The sequence below is a fragment of the Vibrio sp. 1562 genome (assembly GCF_033340155.1).
Lineage (GTDB): Bacteria > Pseudomonadota > Gammaproteobacteria > Enterobacterales > Vibrionaceae > Vibrio > Vibrio alginolyticus.
In genome coordinates this window covers 247,535-269,852 of the sequence record NZ_JAWOVY010000004.1, presented here as the reverse complement: position 1 = coordinate 269,852, position 22,318 = coordinate 247,535, and the positions used below count along the sequence as shown (strand labels likewise).

General features: G+C 45.4%; 18 protein-coding genes. 10 read left to right on the top strand and 8 right to left on the bottom strand.

Translation table 11 applies throughout. The annotated features are described in order from the left end of the window. The first annotated feature begins 6 nt into the window (after positions 1-6). The 4 genes from R7Z49_RS06385 to R7Z49_RS06370 are packed head-to-tail and all read left to right on the top strand — an operon-like array spanning position 7 to position 4,731. Positions 7-939, top strand: a complete 933-nt coding sequence (locus R7Z49_RS06385) for an ABC transporter permease subunit (RefSeq protein WP_064376407.1) — start codon at positions 7-9, stop codon at positions 937-939. Between the two features lie 10 nt (positions 940-949). Then, positions 950-1,933, top strand: a complete 984-nt coding sequence (locus R7Z49_RS06380; protein WP_258629260.1) for an ABC transporter ATP-binding protein — start codon at positions 950-952, stop codon at positions 1,931-1,933. A gap of 9 nt (positions 1,934-1,942) precedes the next feature. After that, positions 1,943-2,935: an ABC transporter ATP-binding protein gene (locus R7Z49_RS06375; protein WP_258669497.1), complete on the top strand. Its 993-nt coding sequence runs from the start codon at positions 1,943-1,945 to the stop codon at positions 2,933-2,935. Further along, positions 2,935-4,731 carry an aminopeptidase P family protein gene (locus R7Z49_RS06370; protein ID WP_258669501.1) on the top strand — a complete coding sequence of 599 codons (1,797 nt, stop codon included), beginning with the start codon at positions 2,935-2,937 and terminating at the stop codon, positions 4,729-4,731. Before R7Z49_RS06375 ends, R7Z49_RS06370 begins: the two co-directional genes overlap by 1 nt. A 161-nt stretch (positions 4,732-4,892) precedes the next feature. Here the strand turns inward: R7Z49_RS06370 and R7Z49_RS06365 are convergent, their stop codons facing one another. Further along, positions 4,893-7,337: a collagenase gene (locus tag R7Z49_RS06365; protein WP_258669504.1), complete on the bottom strand. Its 2,445-nt coding sequence runs from the start codon at positions 7,335-7,337 to the stop codon at positions 4,893-4,895. A 302-nt stretch (positions 7,338-7,639) separates the two neighbouring features. On the opposite strand from R7Z49_RS06365, the gene R7Z49_RS06360 reads away from it, so the two are divergent. After that, positions 7,640-8,074 carry a hypothetical protein gene (locus R7Z49_RS06360; protein ID WP_149191858.1) on the top strand — a complete coding sequence of 145 codons (435 nt, stop codon included), beginning with the start codon at positions 7,640-7,642 and terminating at the stop codon, positions 8,072-8,074. Between the two features lie 120 nt (positions 8,075-8,194). On the opposite strand, the gene R7Z49_RS06355 is transcribed toward R7Z49_RS06360, so the two are convergent. The 7 genes from R7Z49_RS06355 to R7Z49_RS06325 all read right to left on the bottom strand — a co-directional run bounded on the left by R7Z49_RS06355 (position 8,195) and on the right by R7Z49_RS06325 (position 16,004). Further along, positions 8,195-9,043 (bottom strand): ABC transporter permease, encoded by an 849-nt coding sequence (locus tag R7Z49_RS06355; RefSeq protein ID WP_006741629.1) that lies wholly within the window; start codon positions 9,041-9,043, stop codon positions 8,195-8,197. A 2-nt stretch (positions 9,044-9,045) separates the two neighbouring features. Continuing rightward, positions 9,046-10,326, bottom strand: a complete 1,281-nt coding sequence (locus R7Z49_RS06350) for an ABC transporter permease (RefSeq protein WP_258669505.1) — start codon at positions 10,324-10,326, stop codon at positions 9,046-9,048. Then, a complete protein-coding gene (locus tag R7Z49_RS06345) occupies positions 10,323-11,444 on the bottom strand; it encodes an ABC transporter ATP-binding protein (RefSeq protein WP_158173834.1) in 1,122 nt (373 codons plus the stop codon). The genes R7Z49_RS06350 and R7Z49_RS06345 overlap by 4 nt, the downstream gene beginning before the upstream one ends. Positions 11,445-11,517: 73 nt before the next feature. Continuing rightward, positions 11,518-12,432, bottom strand: a complete 915-nt coding sequence (locus tag R7Z49_RS06340) for a dihydrodipicolinate synthase family protein (protein WP_005377851.1) — start codon at positions 12,430-12,432, stop codon at positions 11,518-11,520. A 56-nt stretch (positions 12,433-12,488) separates the two neighbouring features. After that, positions 12,489-13,463, bottom strand: a complete 975-nt coding sequence (locus tag R7Z49_RS06335; protein WP_158174229.1) for an ornithine cyclodeaminase family protein — start codon at positions 13,461-13,463, stop codon at positions 12,489-12,491. Positions 13,464-13,550: 87 nt separating this feature from the next. Further along, positions 13,551-14,624 (bottom strand): polyamine ABC transporter substrate-binding protein, encoded by a 1,074-nt coding sequence (locus tag R7Z49_RS06330; RefSeq protein WP_017820893.1) that lies wholly within the window; start codon positions 14,622-14,624, stop codon positions 13,551-13,553. A gap of 123 nt (positions 14,625-14,747) precedes the next feature. Next, positions 14,748-16,004, bottom strand: a complete 1,257-nt coding sequence (locus R7Z49_RS06325; protein WP_033905157.1) for an NAD(P)/FAD-dependent oxidoreductase — start codon at positions 16,002-16,004, stop codon at positions 14,748-14,750. Positions 16,005-16,113: 109 nt separating this feature from the next. Here R7Z49_RS06325 and R7Z49_RS06320 point away from each other — a divergent pair, with 109 nt between their 5' ends. From R7Z49_RS06320 to R7Z49_RS06300, 5 genes are all read left to right on the top strand, one after another. Next, the gene (locus R7Z49_RS06320; RefSeq protein WP_017820891.1) at positions 16,114-17,115 is read left to right on the top strand and encodes a 4-hydroxyproline epimerase; all 1,002 of its coding nucleotides are present in this window, start codon (positions 16,114-16,116) and stop codon (positions 17,113-17,115) included. Positions 17,116-17,136: 21 nt separating this feature from the next. Continuing rightward, a complete protein-coding gene (locus tag R7Z49_RS06315) occupies positions 17,137-18,669 on the top strand; it encodes an aldehyde dehydrogenase (NADP(+)) (protein WP_017820890.1) in 1,533 nt (510 codons plus the stop codon). 152 nt (positions 18,670-18,821) lie between these two features. Next, positions 18,822-19,496 (top strand): GntR family transcriptional regulator, encoded by a 675-nt coding sequence (locus tag R7Z49_RS06310; protein ID WP_005377862.1) that lies wholly within the window; start codon positions 18,822-18,824, stop codon positions 19,494-19,496. A 30-nt stretch (positions 19,497-19,526) separates the two neighbouring features. Next, a complete protein-coding gene (locus R7Z49_RS06305; protein ID WP_005377865.1) occupies positions 19,527-20,291 on the top strand; it encodes a hypothetical protein in 765 nt (254 codons plus the stop codon). A gap of 365 nt (positions 20,292-20,656) precedes the next feature. Beyond that, positions 20,657-22,252, top strand: coding sequence for a S41 family peptidase (locus R7Z49_RS06300; protein ID WP_042521927.1), 1,596 nt, complete (start codon positions 20,657-20,659; stop codon positions 22,250-22,252). Positions 22,253-22,318 lie beyond the last annotated feature (66 nt).

The window sequence follows — 22,318 nt, the reverse complement described above, 5'->3', positions numbered from 1 at the left end:
TCCGGCATGTTAACGATCAAAAAACTGGATACACAAGCTCTTCAAGATCAAGTCGTCGACAATATTGAAGCCGTCGAAGGTCGCAGTCTTTGGCAGGATGCATGGACTCGATTTCGTAAAAACAGAGCCGCGATGACATCAGTGTATGTTTTGGCGTTCATTACCTTATGCATCTCCTTCGGCCCCTCTCTTGCCGCTTTTGGCCATGATGAAATTGACTGGGAAGTGCTCATCGATCCATACGAGCTAGGGAGACCTTCACTGAGCAGTGGCCATTACTTTGGTACTGATGACCTCGGGCAAGATGTCTTTGCTCGCACGATGCAAGGCGGCAGGCTCTCTATTTTGGTGGGCTTTGTCGGGGCCTTAGTCGCCGTTGTTATTGGTACGATTTGGGGAAGTATTTCCGGCTACCTTGGTGGCGTTGTCGACAGCGTAATGATGCGCATTATTGAGGTGCTCGATTCGGTGCCATTTATGTTTATGGTTATCCTGTTTGTTACCCTTTTTGGCAACAACATCTACCTGATTTTTATCGTGATCGGAATGGTATCTTGGCTGGGCATTGCCCGTGTTGTACGTGGTGTCACCTTCGGTCTAAAAAAGCGAGAGTTCATCGAAGCCGCACACTCTATTGGGGTTTCTAAATTGACAATTGTCCGACGCCATGTTCTGCCTAATGTGCTTGGGATCGTGATGGTTTATTCCTCCTTAATGGTACCAGGATTCATTATGTTCGAATCGTTTTTAAGCTTCTTAGGGCTTGGTGTTCAACCACCAGACACGAGCTGGGGGATCCTGATTTCCGAAGGCGCAAAAACAATTGACGTTGCATTGTGGATGCTGCTTTTTCCCTCTCTGTTTTTAGTTGCCACCCTCTTTTGTTTTAACTTCATCGGCGATGGCTTGCGTGATGCTCTTGACCCGAAAGACCGATAAGGACAAACCCATGCTATCTATTGAAAACATGAACGTGCGCTTCGATACGCCAGATGGGCAAGTGCAAGCGGTCAGTAATCTCTCCTACTCGATTAAAGCGGGCGAAACTCTTGGGATTGTTGGGGAATCAGGTTCGGGAAAAAGCCAGTCTGTTTTCGCATTAATGGGGTTAACCGCGGACAACGGCGCCGTGTCTGGCAGCGCGATGTTCCACGGTGATGATTTACTCGCGATGTCTAAAAAGCAGCTCAACCGCATCCGTGCAGAGAAAATCGGAATGATCTTTCAAGATCCGATGACGTCACTCAATCCATTCATGAAAATTGGCAAACAGCTTTGTGAAGTTCTCATGATTCATAAAGGAATGAGCCGAAAACAAGCAAAAATTGAATCGATTCACATGTTAGATGCGGTGCGTATTCCCTCTCCCGAAACTCGGATGAATCAATACCCTCACGAGCTATCTGGCGGAATGCGTCAGCGAATCATGATAGCGATGGCCTTGTTGTGTAAGCCCGAGTTGTTAATTGCAGACGAACCAACCACCGCGTTAGATGTAACCGTTCAAGCTCAAATTTTGACGCTATTACGAGACTTACAACAAGAGTTCAATACGGCTATTTTACTGATCACTCACGATATGGGCGTCGTCGCCGAGATGTGTGATCGCGTATTGGTCATGTATGGTGGTCAAAAAATGGAGCAATCAGATACCGAGACATTGTTCGCTCAACCTGCGCACCCCTACACTCAAGGCCTGCTAAAGGCGATTCCTTCCATCACTGAAGATATGCCGCGTTTACCAACCATCCCAGGTAACCCACCAAGTGCGTTGATTAACCATCAAGGGTGTCCGTTTAAAGAGCGGTGCGAGCATCGAGAGACGCGTTGCCAATACGAAACCCCACGGTTTTCTCCATTAAACACGAGCCAGTCCATTGCCTGTCACGTTAAAGCACCCAGTGTTATCACTCCCATTCAAATAAAAGCTTAAGGAGGCGTTATGAATAAAAAAGAAGTCCTCATGTCTGCTCGTGATTTAAACGTCCACTTTCCTGTTTCACGTCATCTTATTCCAAGTCGACGTAAAATCGTGAAAGCGGTCAATGGTATCGACTTAGATGTTTACCGAGGTGAGACACTTGGCATTGTGGGGGAATCAGGCTGCGGAAAATCAACACTTGCTCGCGCCTTACTTCGCTTAATTGAACCTACACATGGCGAGTTGACTTGGAAAGGTCAAGACATGCTCGGGTTTAGTAAAAAAGAGCTTTCCTCTCGACGCAGAGAATTTCAGATGGTGTTTCAAGACCCATCCGCTTGTTTGAATCCGAGGTTAACCATCTCAGAATGCATCGCCGAACCACTGCTCACCCACGAGCCAAAGCTTAAACGGGCAGAGGTAGAAAAGCGTGTCATCGCTATGATGGATAAAGTGGGTCTCTTGGCGAGCCAGCGAAACCGCTATTCACATGAATTTTCCGGAGGTCAATGCCAGCGTGTGGGCATTGCCAGAGCATTAATTCTCAATCCAGATTTGGTCGTGTGTGATGAACCCGTTAGTGCACTAGATGTCTCCATACAAGCTCAGGTCATCAATCTTCTAGATGATCTTAAACAAGAAATGGGGTTAACACTGGTGATGATTGCGCATGACTTAAGCGTGGTGCGCCATATCAGCGACCGCGTTATGGTGATGTATCTTGGTAAACCTATGGAAGTAGGACGTTACGATCAAGTATTTGATGATGCTCAACACCCCTACACCAAAGCACTGTTATCTGCTGTCCCGATAGCTAATCCGCAATTAGCACGTGACCGTGAAATACAACTATTGCCCGGCGATCTTCCTTCTCCACTTAACCCACCGAGCGGTTGCGTTTTTCGTACTCGATGCCCAGAAGCAACAGAAGTATGCGGGCAACAGAACCCAATAAAAACAGGCTCGGAGCAGCATCATATCTATTGCTCAAATATGACTTTAGGAACCATTTAATGAACAATACTAACTCAGTAAACCAACGCCTTACGTTATTGCGTGAGGCAATGTCCTTTCACAACGTGTCTGCATATATCGTGACCAACAATGACCCACATAACAGTGAATACTCAGCGGATCATTGGTTAGCGCGAAGCTGGATTTCAGGTTTTACCGGCTCAGCAGGCGATGTCGTCATTACCCAACAAGGTGGTGGCCTGTGGACTGATGGTCGTTACTATATTCAAGCTGAAGAACAGTTACACGGCACAGGACTTGAACTGTTTAAAGCCAAACAACCAGAAACGCCGACAGTTGCCAAATGGCTGGCTACCACGCTACCAGAAAACAGTATTATCGCGGTTGACGGGCGCGCCATCAGTTACGCTTTTTATCAAGGCCTCAAACAAACCTTTGAAGCGAAAAACATTAAGATCATTCTCGACCTGGATTTACTCACACCGATTTGGCTTGAAAGACCACCTCGCCCAAGTGCACCCGTATTCGAGCACCCCACCGCTTTTGCTGGCGTTGACACTGAAAATAAGTTAGCGAGAATCCGTTCTTGGTTAACCGAGAACCAAGTAGAGAGCTTATTAGTGTCAACGCTAGATGATGTCATGTGGACAATGAATATTCGAGGTGGTGATACGAATTACTGCCCAGTTTCTGAAGCCTATCTAGTCGTAGAGCAATCACTTGCGACACTGTTTATTGATAAAGCCAAACTGCCTCAAGACGTTGAAAGAGCGCTGACCGATCAGAGTGTACACATTCGCCATTACAACTACGTAAGTCAGTATTTGAATCAGCAATGTGAGGGATTATCGCTCGCTTTTAACCCGACCCACACAGACAGCTTATTGGTGAGTTCGATTGAAGGGAATGTGAATCTAAAGCCAATGGCTTGCCCTGTAACGGCAATGAAGGCCATAAAAAATGCGACCGAGCTAACTAGCCTAGAACAGGCATTAACAGATGATGGTGTGGCAATCGTAAGGTTTATGAACTGGCTCGAAGAGCAAGTTCCAAGCGGACTCGTTACAGAATTGTCTGCTGAGGCACAACTGAATCACTATCGCCGTCAAACCCGACATTATGTGAGTGACAGTTTCCGCACTATCGCAGGCTTCGCAGCTCACGGGGCAAAAATGCATTATGCCGCCGATGAAGAAAGCAATGCGGCAGTCAATGAAAGCAACTTCTTTCTCGTCGATTCTGGTGGCCAATACCTTGGCGGGACAACAGACATCACCCGTACTTTCCACTTCGGGTCACCGACCATTAAGCAGCGCAAAGATTATACCTTGGTGCTCAAAGCGGTCATCCGACTGACTCAGACTCGATTCATGAAAGGCTCTACGGGTGCCAATCTTGATATCATGGCGCGTGGCGTCTTATGGCAACATGGTATTGATTACAAGTGCGGCACTGGACACGGCGTGGGCATTTGCTTGAATGTTCACGAAGGCCCACAAAATTTCTCGCATAGCCACCACGAGGTTGAACTAAAACCGGGTATGGTCATTACTAATGAGCCAGGCGTTTATCGCGAAGGTGAGTACGGGGTAAGAATAGAGAACATTCTTAAAGTTGTAGAAGTAGAACAAAATGAGTTCGGCACGTTTTACGGTTTTGAGACCATCACTCTTGCTCCAATTGCGACCAACGCCCTTGATTTATCAATGCTAGATCAAGCAGAGCTAGACTGGCTCAATCATTACCATTCACGAGTCTATCAAGCACTTAGCCCTTTTCTTGATACGCAAGATAAAAACTGGCTTCAACGCACAACCCAACTTATTGAGAAATAGGATATCAGCAAGCTTTATAACGTTTTCATTTTCATCTCAAACTCCTTGTTTGCCAGCCTTCGGGCTGGTTTTTTTTATAGAGATAACGGCGTGAAAAACAAAAACGCCCCGCAATGTTAGCGAGGCGATCAATTAAATTAAAATGATGCAGTTAAAATGCCCTACTGACGACACTTCTGAGCATCAAAATCAACGACGATGGCGGCATTCTCAAAGTCACCAGAGACTTTAACGTAGCCCCAGTAGTTACTCTGATTTGACAACGTAATACACTCTCCATTACCAATATTATCTGACCATCCGTGAAGATTAGTATCATCCGGCCAACCGGAGTTACTGTATTCAAGCTTTAAGTTACCCGTACCGTTCCCCGTCGTTATCGCCAGATTTAAGCTCTCATTCACCGCTGGCACGCTCAGCCAAATGGTTTGTTGATTTGCCAAGCAAACGGGTTCTCCTGCTGTTAAGCGCCCACCGCTTACTTTACTTTGCACCGCGCAGTCTTGTGGCAATGTGTCATTACCGCCCAACGCTGAGATAACAACAGTATGAGTGGCGGTTGCCGTCAAGCCTTCACTGTCTGTCACACTTAGGCTGACCGAATACTCCCCTTCACTCCCATATTGGTGCGTCGGCTTGGTTTGTGTACTTGTCGAGCCATCACCGAAGTCCCATAAGACGCTGACGATCTTCCCGTTTGGGTCTGTACTGTTTTCACTGCTAAATGTAATGCTTTCACCGACTTTCCCCTTACTGTTTGCGGTTATGACTGCATTAGGTGCACCATTTGAGACAAGGGCTTGCTGCCACTGCTCAAACTCACTTTGATATAAATTCGCCCATTGGGTGATCGTTGCTTTGTAATTGCTCCAATTCCCCTGGCGTGTTTCCACCAGCATTTGGTTTACGTCATCTTTATGATTTTCAAACATAAAGCGTACAGCTAAGTACCCCCAACGATAAATTCGATCGACATCAAACCCATCATAAGTAGTCTCGAAAATCTCACTTAAGGTATATGTCGAGCCGTCTAGAATCGTCTCAAGTGCTGCTTGGTTGTCATTTTCTTGAGCGACATACTCTGCAATGCCTTCACTCCACCACACTATTTTTTCAGTTGGATGACTAAACCCTCCATAGAGATCAAATCGACCATCTAAGTAATGCACGTATTCGTGCTCTAAGTTCCAGACAAAGTGATCCGCGTTCGCATAAGAGGCTTCATAAGCAATAAAGTTGGGAATATTCCCCGGCTGGGAAGGTTCGCCCTCCAAGTACATACCGCCATTGTCAGTACTAATATCGAAAATTGGCCCTGCGTACTTACCATAATCGGTGCTTGAATCGAAGATATTGACTTGGAGCTGAGTATTGTGGTCATCTTTTACTGGTTGTTCACCCGTTTCTAATGACTGATGAAAGTAACCCTCTTCGTAACCCATTTTAGAACATGCGGCCGCGTGTTGCTCTTGTGTCATATTCTGGGACAATATTCGGATTGTCGAGCTACAAGTATAAGTTTGCGATAGCACTAAGCCTTTTAGCTCAGTTTCGAAATTACAAATTCCGAACTCACTACAATCTGCGTAATATGAAGCGGTGTCCGCCGCCGCAAGCCAAACCGCGTCACCCCGACCATACATTTCATACTGTTCAAAGATTCGACTTAGCTGACTCTTCACCACAGAACTCGCGTTACCCGTATACTTGGTCAGACGCCCGAGCTCTCGCCCCGCATTCGCGGCCATAAACTCATCTTCAGCACCGATTGATGACGCCCTTAGAGCGAAATCGCCTAAAGCTTTGGCAAGGTCTGTTTGGTTACCAATTACTTGCACAAATTGCTCGTTCCACTGCCCACCAAACAAAATAGTGAAAACACCATTAACCGCATTGCGCATATACCAGTGCTGGGCGTATTGATCATTCCAACGAGTAAGCCACTGGGTCACTTGTGGTAAGTACGCGTGCTGCAAGCCCGCACTATCCATAGTGATGATGACTTCACTAAGCACTTTGCCGTGACGATCGCTGTTCTCGTAGAAGTTTGCGTTGTTAACAAACGCATCCACTGATTCTTTCACCGCTGGAGTAACCCATTCAATAAATGAGATGTTGTCATTGTAAAACTCGGCGTAATAACCCGCGCGCAAGTATAAGAACAACGTTTCTAGTTCATCGCTCCCGCCACCCATATAACCCTTCGCCAAGGTCGTAGTGTGCTTAGCGATGTTGTACATATGATCGGAACTAAATACCGACTCCTGAACCCGACTTTCAGCAGAGAATAACTGGTTCACGCACGTCGCGCCCTGACTTAAAATTTCGCTGATCAATTGGTTACTGCTTTCGGTAACCAATGCTTCCAAATCACAAGCAGTGCTCGACTCATCAAGGCTTTCAAGTGACTGTACTCGAGTTGCCTTGGAGGGCTGAATAGGGAGAGTTGCGGTTGGTTGGTATTCAACTCGATTGGATTCAACACCGTGTGTATGAGCCGAATGTGCATGTTGCTCTGTAACTTGAGAAACTGGCTCGCTTAACGCAAATACGCCAGTGCTGGTTAATGTTGTCGCAATCGCGACACTCAAAGTCTTCAGTTCCATCTAATTTCTTCTATATTGAGTTTTCCTTAGATGCATTACGTCTTTTGCATCGCCACTGCCCTTATTACTGCAAGAGCATCTCCATATAACCTACTCGCAAGACAAGAAGAAACATTTTGTTAACAAATAGATGTGGCGGTATCAGTTTTTGGTACTCGAGTTGCAGTTGCACGAGCTTGCCAGAAATCGATTTGCTTTAGTAATATTGATCAACTAGTTGTTTATCTTTCCATTCAAATATCTTTTATTGCTCCTCACAAAAGCTATAAAATGGTTTCTTTTCTTTTTGCTAAACAACTCCTATGACCGACGCTGATATTGAGCTACAACACCTTTGGTTAGAAGTCCAAGCCGAACGCTGGCAAAACCTGCCACGCTTTTTATTCAGTTACTACTGCTACAAGCACAACCTTGTCAGTAAAACCAACAAAGTTTGCTGGGAGACGGCACGTGCAAGACTGCCCGCTTCAACATCAATAAAAGAGCGAAAAAAGGCGGTGGTTGAACCGTTAGTCCCTGAGGAAGCCGTGGTTGGGTTATTGAAAGCCATCAGCAAAGATGGGGAAATGACATTTGACGTGATGGGAACCACACTTGATACGTTTTTGCATTATGTTGTGATTAGCAAGGAAGAAAAAGCGCGACTTAAATCAAACATGCCAGCTAGTTGGTATCAGCAATCAAACAAGTCGCCTTTGGCACGTTTCGAGCAAGCTGGCATTAAGCTACAAGAGTGATATGTCAGTCATCGCTGACGACAAACACAAAAGAAAAGCGCCTACAATGAGGCGCATTTGATCAAAAATTGAGGTGCCCCTAAACAAAAGTGCAAAGTGACCAACAAAGAAAAAGTCTGGTTATTCTTGAATGCCTCGAATGCGTACATTACGTCTACGTAAAACTTCTAATGTCACGAGCAAACACACCGACATAAAAATCAGCAACGTAGCGACCGCCAATATGGTCGGACTAATTTGCTCTCGAATTCCTGACCACATCTGCCTCGGAACGGTTTTTTGTTCTGCCCCAGTCAGGAATAACGCCACCACAACCTCGTCGAACGAGGTGCCAAAAGCAAACAAGCCGCCAGATATCATCCCCGGACGAATCAGCGGAAAGGTAATGTGTCTGAAAGTATAAACAGGGTTTGCTCCTAAGCTAGCCGCCGCTTTTACCAAGCTATGGTCAAAGCCGCTTAACGTCGCAGTAACGGTAATGACGACAAAAGGCGTACCTAACGCAGCGTGTGCCAAAATGACGCCTAAATAAGTTTGTGATAAGCCAAGGCGTGTGTAGAAAAAGTACATCGCAGCAGCAGAGATAATGACTGGTACGATCATGGGTGAGATCAACAGCGCCATAATCGTATTGCGAAAAGGCAAGTTACTACTTGCTAAACCCAACGCCGCCAGAGTTCCTAGCCCTGTTGCAACGAGTGTCGCCATAAAAGCAATAAACGTGCTGTTTTTCAGCGCCAACAGCCACTGATCACTAGTAAACATTTCTTGATACCAGCGAGTAGAATACGCTGCCGAGTCAAGGTTTAACATCCCCTCGGTAAAAGTAAAGTAAGGCGTTGCATTAAACGATAACGGGATGATGGTCAGAATTGGAGCGATTAAAAAGAACAGCACCACCCCACAAAAAGCTAAGTAACCTGCGTAAGCAACTCGCTCTACTTTTGATGCATAGTTTGGTAATGCCATGGTTATCCCCCTACCTTAAGGTTGTTAATGCCAACCACACGGTTGAACATATAAAACAGAACCAGTACAACGAACAAAAGCAGTCCACCCAATGCGCCAGCCATCCCCCAGTTCAGTGATGTCTGCATATGATAGGCAATCATATTGGAGATCATCTGTCCGCTTCTTCCACCAACCAAAGCGGGCGTAATGTAGAAGCCAATAGAAAGAATGAAAGTAAGCAAGGCCCCCGCACCTATCCCCGGTAACGTAAGCGGCATATAAACTTTGATGAACGCAATGAAAGGCGTCGCGCCTAGAGAACGAGCGGCACGGAAATAAGTTGGGCTAATTCCTTTCATTACGCTATACAGAGGCAGGATCATAAAAGGCAACAGAATGTGCACCATAGACACCACCGTTCCGAAGGTATTGTGAATCATCTGAATTCGCTCAGAAGTAAAACCCGACCAAATAAGGAGATCATTAATGACCCCTTGGTTTTGCAGCAGAACAATCCAAGACGTGGTTCTGACTAATAATGATGTCCAAAATGGCAGCAGCACAATGATTAAAAGTAAGTTCGCGCGCTTATCAGGTAAATTGGCAAGCAGGTAAGCAACGGGGTACGCCATCACCAAACAAATTAAGGTGATTGAAATAGACATCCAAAAAGTTTTAAAGAAAAGGTCGACGTATATTTGGCGTTTTTCTGGTTGGGGTTCAATGTCTCCAAACTCATTCACTTGCAAGTCTAGCGCTGCAAGATAATGACTGAATGTTAATGCGCCACTAAGATTCTTAAACGCGGCCCAATATTTAGGATTAGCCCAACGCTTATCCAGCTTAGCTAGCTGTGTCACCGAGATCGGCAGCGACGTCAACCGAGACAACTTTCTGCCGGTTTTCATGAGTAAACTGCGCATACCAGACTCTTCAATATTCATCCGGTTGGCTATTTTCGGTAGCTCTTTGCTTTGATAAAGCGCAAGTACCTCAACAGAGAATGCCTCAATGACTTCTTGATGAGGCTGACCTTGATAATCCCAACTTTCTAAAGCTTGAATAGTTTGTGGGAGTGACAGGGATATTTCTCGGTTATCCACGCTTCGATAAAGCATGTCGAGGATAGGAAAAGCAAACGTAAGCAGAATAAAACACACTAATGGCGTTGTGAGCATAATGGAGCGAAGCTTTTTTCGGCGCTCGGCCTTTTGCAACTGCGCTTTCAAATTGGTTTCTTGCTGATGAACTTGGCGTTCGATCTCCAATACAGAATCTAATGCGGTTAGCTCTCGACTCATGCTGCTACCTCGCTACTTTGAGTTTGTGTCCCATCAAGAGCATGGCAATCGTCACTTTGCCAACCAATACGACAAATTGAGCCAGGCGTTAACTGCAAGTGTTTACGATTATCGTTAGGTACTTTAACGATGAAGTGACCAGCGCTCTCTACTTCGACGACCAAACGATAATGATCACCGTGATAAATCAATTCTCGTAGGACGCCTGAGACTTGGTTCTCACAAGACGCTTTCTCTGGTTGAATAACAATCTTTTCTGGTCGAATGGAAAGTGTTGTCCTCTGCCCGTGCTCAGAGACTCTGACAGGTTTCGCAGTAAATAACTCTTTCCCAACGAGCACTTGGCAATACTTTCCGTTCCACTCTTTGACTAAACCTAAGAGTTGGTTGTTTTCTCCGATAAACTGCGCAACAAACGTATTACTCGGAGATTCATAAAGCTCGGTTGGTGTCGCGAGTTGTTGCACTTCGCCGTGATTAAAAACCGCAATACGGTCGGACATAGTGAGAGCTTCGTCTTGATCGTGCGTCACATACAAAATGGTAATGCCAAGCTTTTCATGCAAATGTTTAATTTCCATCTGCATTTGCTCGCGCAGCTGCTTATCTAACGCGCCTAGTGGTTCATCCATCAACACGAGTTTAGGCTCAAACACTAATGCTCGCGCTAACGCGACGCGCTGTTGTTGACCACCTGATAACTGCTTTGGGTATCGAGTCGCAACATGCTCAAGCTCGACCATTTCTAATGCACTCTGAACTTTGCTTTGAATCGTGTCACTGTCGAGTTTTCGCACCTTTAAAGGAAACGCAAGATTCTCAGCAATGGTCATATGTGGAAACAACGCATAGTTTTGAAACACCATACCAATATCGCGCTTGTGCGGCGCGAGATGATTGACAGGAACGCCATCGATATAAATGTCTCCACCGGTCGCAGTTTCAAAGCCTGCTAGCATCATCAAGCAAGTGGTCTTGCCCGATCCTGACGGCCCCAACATAGTAACGAACTCTCCAGGAGCAATATCTAAGTTGAAGTCTTTCACCACCAAATTCGTGCCATCGTAGGTTTTCTTAACGTGTTGAAAGCTGACATAGTCCTTGTTTTCCGTGCTCATGACTTCCCTCTTCTCATTTTTTGAATATTACGAATGAGTAGAGCGTCAGTTAACGCTCTACTAAACAGCACAATTACAGATTGTATTTGGATAGGTCTAAGCGGGTTTCTAACGCATGTTCAACCATTTGAATGACTTGTTGACGCTCTTCACCTTGTAAGAGTTGGCGTGGCGCACGAACTTGTTCAGAGCCACGTCCGCAGACTTGCTCGGCCAATTTTATGCACTGAACCAGCGTAGGAATGGTGTCTAAACGCAGTAGGGGTAAGAACCAACGGTAGATCTCTAACGCTTCAGCATAACGACCTTGGCTTGCCAGTTTATAAATCGCAACGGACTCTTCTGGGAATGCGTTGGTTAAACCAGAAATCCAGCCGGTCGCACCTAGCATCAATGATTCAAGAGCAATGTCATCAACACCACTGAACACGGTAAAGCGGTCATCAAATTTATTGTAAAGCTCGGTGATACGACGAGTATCAGTGGTCGACTCTTTGATAGCTACAATACTTTCAAACTCAGCCAGTTTCGCCATGATGTCGAGGTTTACATCGACACCATAAGCAACCGGGTTGTTGTAAATCATGATTGGCATTTCTGGCGTTGCTTCTGCTAGCGTGCGGTAATATTCGAACGTTTCGCTCTCAGACGTGCGGTAAACCATGGCAGGCATCACCATACAACCATCGATACCAATTTTGTACGCATCCTGCATGTAATCAACAGCTGCTGTGGTAATAGACTCTGCTGTACCAGCAATCAAAGGCACACGGCCATTTACGACTTCTTTTGCCGCTTGCAAGACCTGGCGTTTCTCCTCCGGGTACAACGCGCAGTTCTCACCGACGGTACCCAAGCAGATAATGCCATTCACACCATCTTTAATTTGGTTATCTATAACAGTTTGCGTTGCGTCTAAGTCAATTGACTGATCTTGACGAAATTGCGTACTGACCGCCGGATAAACACCTTTCCAATCAATTTTCATGAACTACTTTCCTTATATGTATATTGTATGCAATTTAAATAAACAAGCAAAAATGCTCAGGCATAGCTATCTATGCCATTTTCTAACAACACCGCCTTTACAGCGGCCAAATCAGCCAAAGCACTGCCAACTGATTTGTATAAAGTAATGACCTCATCGTTTTGACGTCCTGAGATTTGTTGGGCGCAAAGCTGCGGTAATTCCCCTTTGATATCGTCTGACGTGAACACGCCCTCTTGAATGGGAATGAGAAGATCGCCCGCTTCGGCTAATACGTTAATGCGGCTATCGACATACACCTGTGCTCGTTGCACTGCTTCGGAGTCGCATTCACGCTTATCCAAGTCATGATTACCGACCAAATCAATATGGGTGCCCGGCTGCACGTCTGCGCCATTAAACAAAGGCTCTGCTGATGCGGTAATACAGCTGATGATATCAACGTGTTTGATAATGTGGTCCACATTTTCTACGACTGAAACGCGAAACCGACGCTCATCAGGAAGCGACTGATACTCTGAAGATGACACAATGGCATCTACCGTCGCCTCGGCTTTATCTGAGTTACGCCCCCAAATATAAACCTGCTTAAGTGGGCGAACCGCAGCGTATGCCCACGCAAAATAAGGCGCAAGATTGCCCGTTCCGCAGATCAACAGACGATCAGCATCGGGACGCGCCAAATAGTCCGCTGCCAACGCAGAAGCTGCGGCGGTGCGCCAAAACGTTAAAACTTTACCGTCCACGAGTGCGAGCGGCTCACCATCGTTTCGTCTAAAAACAAGCAGCTTAGATGCAAGCGTATCTTTGCCTTGCTCAGGGTTATGCGGGAAATACGTAAAGGCTTTCACCGCAATTAACTCCTGGTTCCAAGCTGGAAGTAGCGCAAACGCCTCGTATTCTCCCTCTTCTAAGGGCATGACTCGGCGTTGAGGTATTGTTGCTGGCCGCGAGTACATTTCACGCATCGTTTCAATAAGAGACTTCATTGTTAAACATTGCGCGACTTGCTGTGCTTCGATGACTTTCATCATTTCTCCGAAAACATAAATACAGTTGAGGAAAAGTACGGAACCTCGCTTATGGATGAAAACTCGACCCCATACACAAATTAACGCCTAGTTAAGCAGCCAGGTATTGAACTCTTCATTTAGTTCATCCGCGTAGTCTGACCACCATTCATCGTTAATCAGGAAGGCGGTTTGGAAGTTTTGAGGTGCGGTAGGAAGGTTCGCTAAAATGTCTGGGTTCACCTCCGCCGAAGACGACTTACGCGTAGGCCCATAGGCAACGTACTTAGCTTGATCAGCTAATGGTTTTGTTCCTGAAGAAAAAGCAATGAAGTCCAATGCAAGCTTTGTGTTCTCACTCCCTTTAGGTATCGCCCATCCATTCATGTAACCCATTTGACGGTCCCATATAATCCGAAATGGTTGACCTTCATCTTTACGGGCATTGTGAATTCGGCCGTTAAACGCCGAGGCGATCACCACTTCTTTGTCTGCAAGCATTTGAGGTGGCTGGGCTCCTGTTGTCCACCACAGCACTTCTGATTTGATCGTATCCAACTTAGCAAACGCACGCTCACGCCCGGCTTCGGTTTCGAGCAGGCTGTAGACCTCTTCTGGTTTTACACCATCAGCCAATAGTGCCCACTCAAGATTACCCTGAGGTTGTTTTTGCAATGCACGTCGACCTGGAAAAGTTTTTAGGTCAAAGAGATCGGTCAACTTGCTAGGCAAAGCCTTACCTTTAAACGCGTCTTCGTTCACCGCTAATACAGTGGACACTACGATGGTATTGATTGCGCACTCGTGAATCGCACCATCAATAAAATCCTCTTGTGCTGGTGTTCCATCTGCGCCCGGAGGCAAAATACTTGGGTTCACTGGTTCTAGTAACCCTTCGGCGCAACCACGAACAATGTCTGGCTTGTCGAGAGAAACCAAATCCCAGCGCACGTTGTTCGCTTCCACCTGTGCTTTAATTTCAGCTAATCCGCCGCTGAAATCCTCGGATACGATCTCAACACCTGTTTTTTTAATGAAAGGCTTATGATATGCCTCCACTTGGCTCTTGGTGAATGCACCACCCCAAGATACGACCGTCAATTTGTCTTCAGCATAAGCAGAGGCCCCCAACAGCATTCCTGAAATCAACAGCGCCAATGGTGCTTTGGTCATTCGTGACATGTTTTACTCCTTTTGGTTGTTTTTCTGGAGGCATCCGAGTACGGCTGTTGGACACCATTTTTGTTAAAATTAAGTTAACATTAGCATTTAATATATTTTATACAATATTTAATATTAAATTTTTCAGGCGAATCGTTGTAATGAAAAAGGTGATAGATCAATCGATGTCGGCTTTCCTTCGATAAGCTCTAAAAGGAGATCTGCCGTAATCGCCGCTTGAGTTAATCCAAGGTGTTGGTGGCCAAATGCCAGTAATACATTTCCATCCCAAATGCTATCAATAACCGGTAACGAGTCGACTGTTGAAGGCCGATTACCCATCCACTTTTCTCCTTGCTTGAGTGGATTTAACTCCGATTCAAACATCTCATCACCTAACTGAAAAAGCATTTCTGAACGTTTCATATTGGGTGGTGATTCTACATCGGCATACTCAACAGTGCCTGCCAAGCGTAGCCCGCCAGACATCGGAGTCATGATGAATTTTCTATCGGCAGAGCTAATAGGAAATGGCAGTACATCACGCTTGTCATCCACCATTAGGTGATAACCACGCTCGGCTTGAATAGGCACTTTGACTCCGGTTAGCTGCCATATCAAAGGCTTAGAATGTACACCAGCGGCAACAATGATTCGGTCAAATGAATGTGTTTGAGACTCAACCAACACATCACCATTTTTCTCCAACGCAGATACACCTTTTTGTAAAATCTTACCGCCAAGAGCTTCAAAAGCTTCACTTAGCTCAACACAGATCTGATAAGGGTCTAGCGTATGTCCTGTATCGGGAAAAAAGACGCCGACACGAACCTTATGGCTGAGATCAGGTATCCGCTTTCGAATCGCCTCTTGCGTCCAAACTTGATACGCCACACCGTTTTTGGCCAGTGAGTTAAGCGTACTTTGGTAGTCTTTAAACAGTTTCTCGTTTTCAAAAGTGAGCAATGAACCATTCATTTTTATTAGATGCGCTTTTCCGATTGAATCAAGCACGCCACGCCAACTTGCCACTGACCGCTCGTTAAGAGTTTTAATCGCGTTTTTTGCCTGCTCCGCGGCTGATGGCTTTGTTTGTAATAGAAAACGAATCATCCACCCGATAGTGCTTGGAATATCTTGCCAACGGATCGAAACCGGACTTTTGGGATCTAGCAGCATTTTAGGTAATTGTGGAAGCAGCGCTGGCGTTGCAAGAGGGAAGATTTGCTCAGTCGCGATATGACCTGCATTTCCCTTAGAGCATCCATTCCCCACGCCATTGGGATCAAAAATTGTGACTTGATAACCTTGCTGCTGCAACTTCAATCCAATTGATAAGCCAATAATCCCCGCACCTATCACGGCGATCCTTTCCTTTTTTGTTTCATCCTTGACCAACATAAATATGCTCCGAGTCACACTTGAAAACGTAGATTGTATACAATATATTTTACATTACGTTAACATCACTATTGTTTAATTCAACCATTTTTTCAGCAAGGAGCGAAAAATGAGACAAGGAACTTTTTTCTGTATTGATGCCCACACCTGCGGCAACCCAGTTAGGCTGGTCGCAGGCGGTGTGCCTCCACTCGAAGGCAATACCATGAGCGAAAAGCGCCAATACTTTCTTGAGCATTATGATTGGATTCGTCAGGCACTCATGTTTGAGCCTCGCGGACACTCAATGATGTCGGGGTCAGTTGTCTTGCCTCCTTGCAGCGATAACGCAGACGCTTCAATTCTGTTTATTGAAACCAGTGGCTGCTTACCAATGTGTGGCCACGGCACCATTGGAACCGTCACTACCGCTATCGAGAATCGCCTTATCACTCCCAAAAAAGAAGGCCGTTTGATACTTGATGTCCCAGCAGGACAAATCGAAGTGCACTACCAAACAAAAGGTGACAAGGTCACGTCAGTGAGGATATTTAACGTACCAGCTTACCTTGCCCACCAAGACGTAACCGTGGACATAGAGGGCTTAGGTGAGCTCACTGTCGATGTTGCTTATGGCGGAAACTATTACGTAATCGTCGATCCTCAAGAAAACTATGCCGGACTTGAACACTACTCTCCAGATGAAATTTTGATGCTTTCACCAAAAGTTCGCGAAGCGGTATCTCGAGCGGTTGAGTGCGTACATCCAGAAGATCCAACAGTATGCGGTGTTTCTCACGTGCTATGGACCGGAGAGCCCACTCAAGAAAACGCCACCGCTCGAAATGCTGTGTTTTACGGCGACAAAGCGTTGGATCGCTCGCCATGTGGTACGGGTACTAGTGCACGCATGGCGCAATGGCATGCAAGAGGCAAACTCAATCAAGGAGAAGACTTTATTCACGAAAGTATCATCGGCAGCCTATTTCAAGGACGTATAGAAGGCATTACCGAAGTGAATGGCAAAGCCGCTATTTTGCCAAGTATTGAAGGATGGGCACAAGTATACGGTCACAACACAATATGGGTAGACGATGAAGACCCATATGCGTACGGATTTGAAGTGAAGTAATAAGGATAGTAAGGAAGAATGATGAACCCACAAGAACCAACCACTTTTTACGCAGTCAACGCCTTTACTGGTGAGCCTCTACCTATTGCGTTTCCGGTACATGGAGAGCAAGAAGTTAATCAAGCCGCCTCAGCCGCCCAAAACGTTGCGCGTGAGTTTCGCCAACTAAGCAATGCAAAGCGAGCGAGCTTACTTTGCTCTATCGCCTCTGAATTGGAAGTGAAGAGTGAAGAAATCGTTGCTCGTGCTCATTTAGAAACTGCCCTTCCCGAAGCACGTTTAAGCGGTGAAATAGGACGTACAGCGAGCCAATTAAGACTATTTGCCGAGGTTGTGAGCTCAGGTAATCACCATCAAGCAATTTTCGATACGCCAAACCCAGACCGTCAACCACTGCCGAAACCAGATATTCGTCGTCAGCAAATCGCAATTGGCCCTGTCGCCGTGTTTGGTGCGTCTAATTTTCCGCTCGCATTTTCTACGGCAGGTGGTGATACGGCTTCGGCACTGGCAGCTGGCTGTCCTGTGATTGTAAAAGGCCATACCGCCCACCCTGGCACCAGTCAACTTGTTGCAGAGTGTATTGAGGCTGCACTTGAGAAAGAGTGCTTACCGCAAGCCATCTTCACGCTATTGCAAGGCAACAAACGCGCACTTGGCCAAGCACTCGTTACCCATCCAAAAATTAAAGGGGTTGGGTTTACAGGTTCCGTCGGTGGTGGCCGTGCGCTGTTCAATCTAGCTCAGCAAAGACCAGAGCCAATCCCCTTCTATGGTGAACTAGGGGCGATTAATCCAACATTTATTCTCCCTTCAGCCATACGAGCAAACGCCTCATTGGCTGAAGAGTTTGTGGCTTCTATGACTTTGGGCTGTGGACAATTTTGTACAAAACCAGGCGTTGTATTTGTCTTGAATAGCCCAGAAACGCAAGCCTTTATCGAAATCGCTCAAGGGTTAATTCGACAACAATCAACGGCCACTTTGCTAACGCAAGGAATCCGAGAAACGTATGAATCCGAAGTGGATAAGCGAGCTTCCGAAACAGGCATTAACGTAACTCGTTCTGAACAAGCAGAAGTGACCAATGTCGCACCAGCACTGTTCGTGACGGACAGTAAAAACTGGCGTAAAAACCCGCAATGGGAAGAAGAAATATTCGGTCCTCAATCGTTGATCGTAATCTGTGAAGATTTCGATGACATGTTGAAACTGAGTGATTCACTGACTGGCTCGCTCACCGCAACCCTTCACGCTACCGCTGAAGACGAAGAACAAGCCAAGCAACTGCTTCCAAGTTTGGAAGAAATCGCCGGACGCCTTGTATTCAACGGTTGGCCAACTGGCGTCGAGGTTGGTTACGCTATGGTTCATGGTGGACCCTATCCGGCTTCAACCAATTCTGCCTCAACATCTGTCGGGGCAGAGGCTATTCATCGTTGGTTGCGTCCCGTCGCTTATCAAGCTTTACCAGAATCTTTATTGCCGGATTCATTAAAAGCGTCGAACCCACTGGGTATTCAACGCGCCATAGATGGCAGTGTGTCCCAATAAAATCACCAAATGGCTCAAAAAGGCATCAACTGATGCCTTTTATTTCACTCTACTTCTCAAAACCTTCTTTCCTAGTTGGTTTGTGCCAGAAAAACAATAAACTACTAAAGTAAAATGGATTGGATACAATATTAATTTCACGGGAGACTTCAATGTCACAGAAACCTGTTTTTAAAACGCGTACTCAGCTCGTTGAGGAAGCAATTCGAACTCAGATCTTGAAGGGCGAGTTAAAAACTGGTCAACCTTTACGTCAAGATGCGTTAGCAAAAGAGTTTAATGTTAGCCGAATTCCTGTGCGTGAAGCGTTAGTTCAATTGGAAGCACAAGGACTCGTTAGCTTTGAACCTCACAAAGGTGCGACGGTCACTGAGCTATCTCCAGAGAAAATCAATGAGCTATTTGAACTGCGCGCTGTCGTGGAATGCCACATTTTAGAGCGCGCGATTCAAAATATGACAGACGCTGACCTTGAACGCGCGCGCGAAGTTCGCGAACGTTTCGAGTCAGTAGTGAACAGTGGCGACGAAGTAGAAGAATGGAGCAACTACAACTACGAGTTCCACAAAGCCCTATATGCGCCAGCCAACATGCCTGAAACTATGGACGTCATTTACAACCTGAACACAAAGTGTGACCGATACATACGCATGCAGCTATTGTTTACTACAGGCATTAAAAAGGCAGAAGAAGAGCACTTAAGCTTGTTTGAAATGTGCCAAAATCGCGATATCGAAGGCGCCAAGTACCTACTGAAAAAGCACATTCTAGAAGCAGGCACAGCGATTCGAAACCTGCTGCTTGAAAGGCAAAATATCAGCCAGTAAACGGAATAACGAATAAGGTGATATTCAAGGATGAATGTTGGACCAAAGTTTTTACTTGCAGCGCTACGACAAAAGATTAAAGAAGAAGGGCTTTGCTACAATTCCTTGTCAGAGAAAAGTGGCATCCCTTTATCTAGTATTAAACGCCACCTACATAATCCAGCTTTAGGTTTGGATAAAGTACTTATTTATCTGAACTACCTGAATACCGATCTCATCGAACTCGCAACCTTAGCCAACGAGCTTCAGCACCAAAACGAGCAAATGCTAACAGATGAAGAGAGCGCCCTTTTCGTTGAGCATCCTTATTTACTTGATTTTATTTATATGCTGACTTCTCGTGATATTAAACCGCAAGAGATAGCCCAAACTTACGGACTTTCTGATACAAGCTTACGATTCTATTTGCGTATCGCGGAAATTCTAGGATATGTCGAAAACTTCGGAGACGGCTTGTTTTACCGTTCTGGTCGTCGATTTATTATGGAAGAAGGTACGGCATTAGACACCTTATTCAAAGAGCGATTTCAACAAGATTCGCTTTCTCATGATATCAACCCAGGCGTATGTATAGGTCGCATTAGGCTCACCGAAGAGCAGAAAGTGCAAATAGAGGACGAGCTTTGTAATAAATTAGCGAAACTTAACGCAGTTAACACTTCCAACAATGAAGGTGAACTAACAAATATATTAATGCGCTGCACTCCCGGTGCTCAGATATTTTTCGCTGATGATTTACCTAACATTGACGGAAGCTTATTAAAGCACGTCGCTCAACTCACTAAATTAAGTTAAAGCATCAGATAAATAAATCAAACACCCCCGAGATAACATCATATATCCCTACCAAACTATTGATTCAAAGCGTTTCCTGAATCTAATTCTGATTTTTTATTTAGCAAGCGTCGCTTAGTCAACTGAGAACTTGTCTTAATTTCACACTTATTAATTGTCTTGTTAGCTCTTTTGAAATAGACAGAAAACTTAAGTAATGACTAATTTAGCTTAAGTATAAAAGACAACTTTTTTACGTTATTTACCTCACACTATTTAACTATAAATTTGCAGACGAACAAATTAAATTAATACATTCACCTAGCTAATAAAAACAAAAGCAAAACACATAATTATAATTCTATTATTTATAAGGACATAGAAAAGTGAAATTTAAGTATTCTTTAGCAACGGCAGTCACTCTCGCATTATTACAAGGCTGTGGCGGTGGTGGCGGTGATAGCTCATCACCTACTCCGTCCACTAGCAGTGCAAACGGTCCAACGTGGAAAGTTCATGATTTTAGCCAACCGTCGAAAACGTTTATCAACCAATGTGAAACGCCCCGCGTCGGACTGGACCCATATGACAACTATGCCGCCTATCCAGATAAATTGGGCTCTGCATTACACGAAAAACTCTTTTTAAGAGCTTTTACTAACGAAACGTATCTATGGTATGACGAGGTTCCTGATAATAATCCAGCAAACTACAAAACTGTTACTGATTACTTCAATACGCTGGTCACCTCTGCTACTACCGCGACGGGTAAACCAAAAGATCGCTTCCATTTTACCGTCCCTTATGAGGATGATATGAAATCATCGCAATCCGGTTTAGTTGCTGGATTTGGTTTTAACTGGGCATTCCTACGTGGCGTACAACCTCGAGACGTTCGTATTTCCTACACTGAAGAAGCCTCGCCAGCTGATAGAAGCGGCATTGCTCGTGGTGATAAGCTTCTGAAAATCAATAATATTGATGTGGTTAACACCGGTAGTCAGTCCGACATTGATTTTATTAATAAAACGCTCTTTAACCCTGACATCAATCAAGATTACACCTTCACATTTGAGAGTGTTGGCGGTCTAGAGAAAACCGTGACGCTTACCGCCTCTGATGTCATGACCTCTCCAGTTAAAAATGCCAAAGTGATTACACAAAATGGTATGCGGATCGGCTATCTGCAATACAACTCCTTTGAACCAAGCGCTCAAGCCCCGCTTATTGAGGCGTTCAGTACGCTCTCAGCAGAGAATGTTGACGAGATCGTCGTTGATTTACGTTACAACGGCGGTGGCTTAGTCCTTCAGTCCTCGCAAGTAGGCTACATGCTAAGCGGTGCTGGTCAGAACCGAGTCTTCAGTGAGTTGATTCATAATGACAAAGTGATGCGTACCATTAAAGATGGGGATAACATCTATCGCTTTACGAATCTAGCAATAGACTGGGCAGCACAGAAATATTCGGATCAAGTGCTTCCGACACTGAACAAAAAGCGCGTATATGTGCTGACTTCAGGAGGCACGGCTTCCTCAAGTGAACTGCTAATCAACGCTTTGCGCGGCATTGATGTGGAGGTTATCCAAATAGGTTCAACAACCACAGGTAAACCGTACGGGTTCTCACCAGAACAAAACTGCGGCACTATGTACTACACTATTCAGTTCAAGTCGGCGAACGAGAAAAAATTTGGCGACTTCGCTGATGGTTTTATTCCTACTCCAAAGAGCCAAATCAATACCGAGCTAGGCTTAGACAATAGAGTGGAAGGTTGCTGGGTCAATGACGACCTAACAAAACCATTAGGCGATCCATCTGAAGGTATGCTTTCTGCGGCACTAAACTACATGGAAACTGGAACCTGTCCGCCAGTATCCCCTTCAAGTTTCAACGCCATGCCGCGTAACATTTCATCTCCGGAGTTAAGCGATCTTCGCTCTCCGCTACGAACAGAGGCAATTCATGTTGAGATCAACTAACTTTTTACGAATGCTGATTCGGGTTGCGCTTTTCTTAGGCACTTCGATTTCTTTGATAGGATGCCA

Bases quoted from the DNA above. Each gene is read 5' to 3' on its own strand.
- R7Z49_RS06385 (WP_064376407.1), top strand. From the start codon at position 7: ATGTTAACGATCAAAAAACTGGATACACAAGCTCTTCAAGATCAAGTC.
- R7Z49_RS06380 (WP_258629260.1), top strand. From the start codon at position 950: ATGCTATCTATTGAAAACATGAACGTGCGCTTCGATACGCCAGATGGG.
- R7Z49_RS06375 (WP_258669497.1), top strand. From the start codon at position 1,943: ATGAATAAAAAAGAAGTCCTCATGTCTGCTCGTGATTTAAACGTCCAC.
- R7Z49_RS06370 (WP_258669501.1), top strand. From the start codon at position 2,935: ATGAACAATACTAACTCAGTAAACCAACGCCTTACGTTATTGCGTGAG.
- R7Z49_RS06365 (WP_258669504.1), bottom strand. From the start codon at position 7,337: ATGGAACTGAAGACTTTGAGTGTCGCGATTGCGACAACATTAACCAGC.
- R7Z49_RS06360 (WP_149191858.1), top strand. From the start codon at position 7,640: ATGACCGACGCTGATATTGAGCTACAACACCTTTGGTTAGAAGTCCAA.
- R7Z49_RS06355 (WP_006741629.1), bottom strand. From the start codon at position 9,043: ATGGCATTACCAAACTATGCATCAAAAGTAGAGCGAGTTGCTTACGCA.
- R7Z49_RS06350 (WP_258669505.1), bottom strand. From the start codon at position 10,326: ATGAGTCGAGAGCTAACCGCATTAGATTCTGTATTGGAGATCGAACGC.
- R7Z49_RS06345 (WP_158173834.1), bottom strand. From the start codon at position 11,444: ATGAGCACGGAAAACAAGGACTATGTCAGCTTTCAACACGTTAAGAAA.
- R7Z49_RS06340 (WP_005377851.1), bottom strand. From the start codon at position 12,432: ATGAAAATTGATTGGAAAGGTGTTTATCCGGCGGTCAGTACGCAATTT.
- R7Z49_RS06335 (WP_158174229.1), bottom strand. From the start codon at position 13,463: ATGAAAGTCATCGAAGCACAGCAAGTCGCGCAATGTTTAACAATGAAG.
- R7Z49_RS06330 (WP_017820893.1), bottom strand. From the start codon at position 14,624: ATGTCACGAATGACCAAAGCACCATTGGCGCTGTTGATTTCAGGAATG.
- R7Z49_RS06325 (WP_033905157.1), bottom strand. From the start codon at position 16,004: ATGTTGGTCAAGGATGAAACAAAAAAGGAAAGGATCGCCGTGATAGGT.
- R7Z49_RS06320 (WP_017820891.1), top strand. From the start codon at position 16,114: ATGAGACAAGGAACTTTTTTCTGTATTGATGCCCACACCTGCGGCAAC.
- R7Z49_RS06315 (WP_017820890.1), top strand. From the start codon at position 17,137: ATGAACCCACAAGAACCAACCACTTTTTACGCAGTCAACGCCTTTACT.
- R7Z49_RS06310 (WP_005377862.1), top strand. From the start codon at position 18,822: ATGTCACAGAAACCTGTTTTTAAAACGCGTACTCAGCTCGTTGAGGAA.
- R7Z49_RS06305 (WP_005377865.1), top strand. From the start codon at position 19,527: ATGAATGTTGGACCAAAGTTTTTACTTGCAGCGCTACGACAAAAGATT.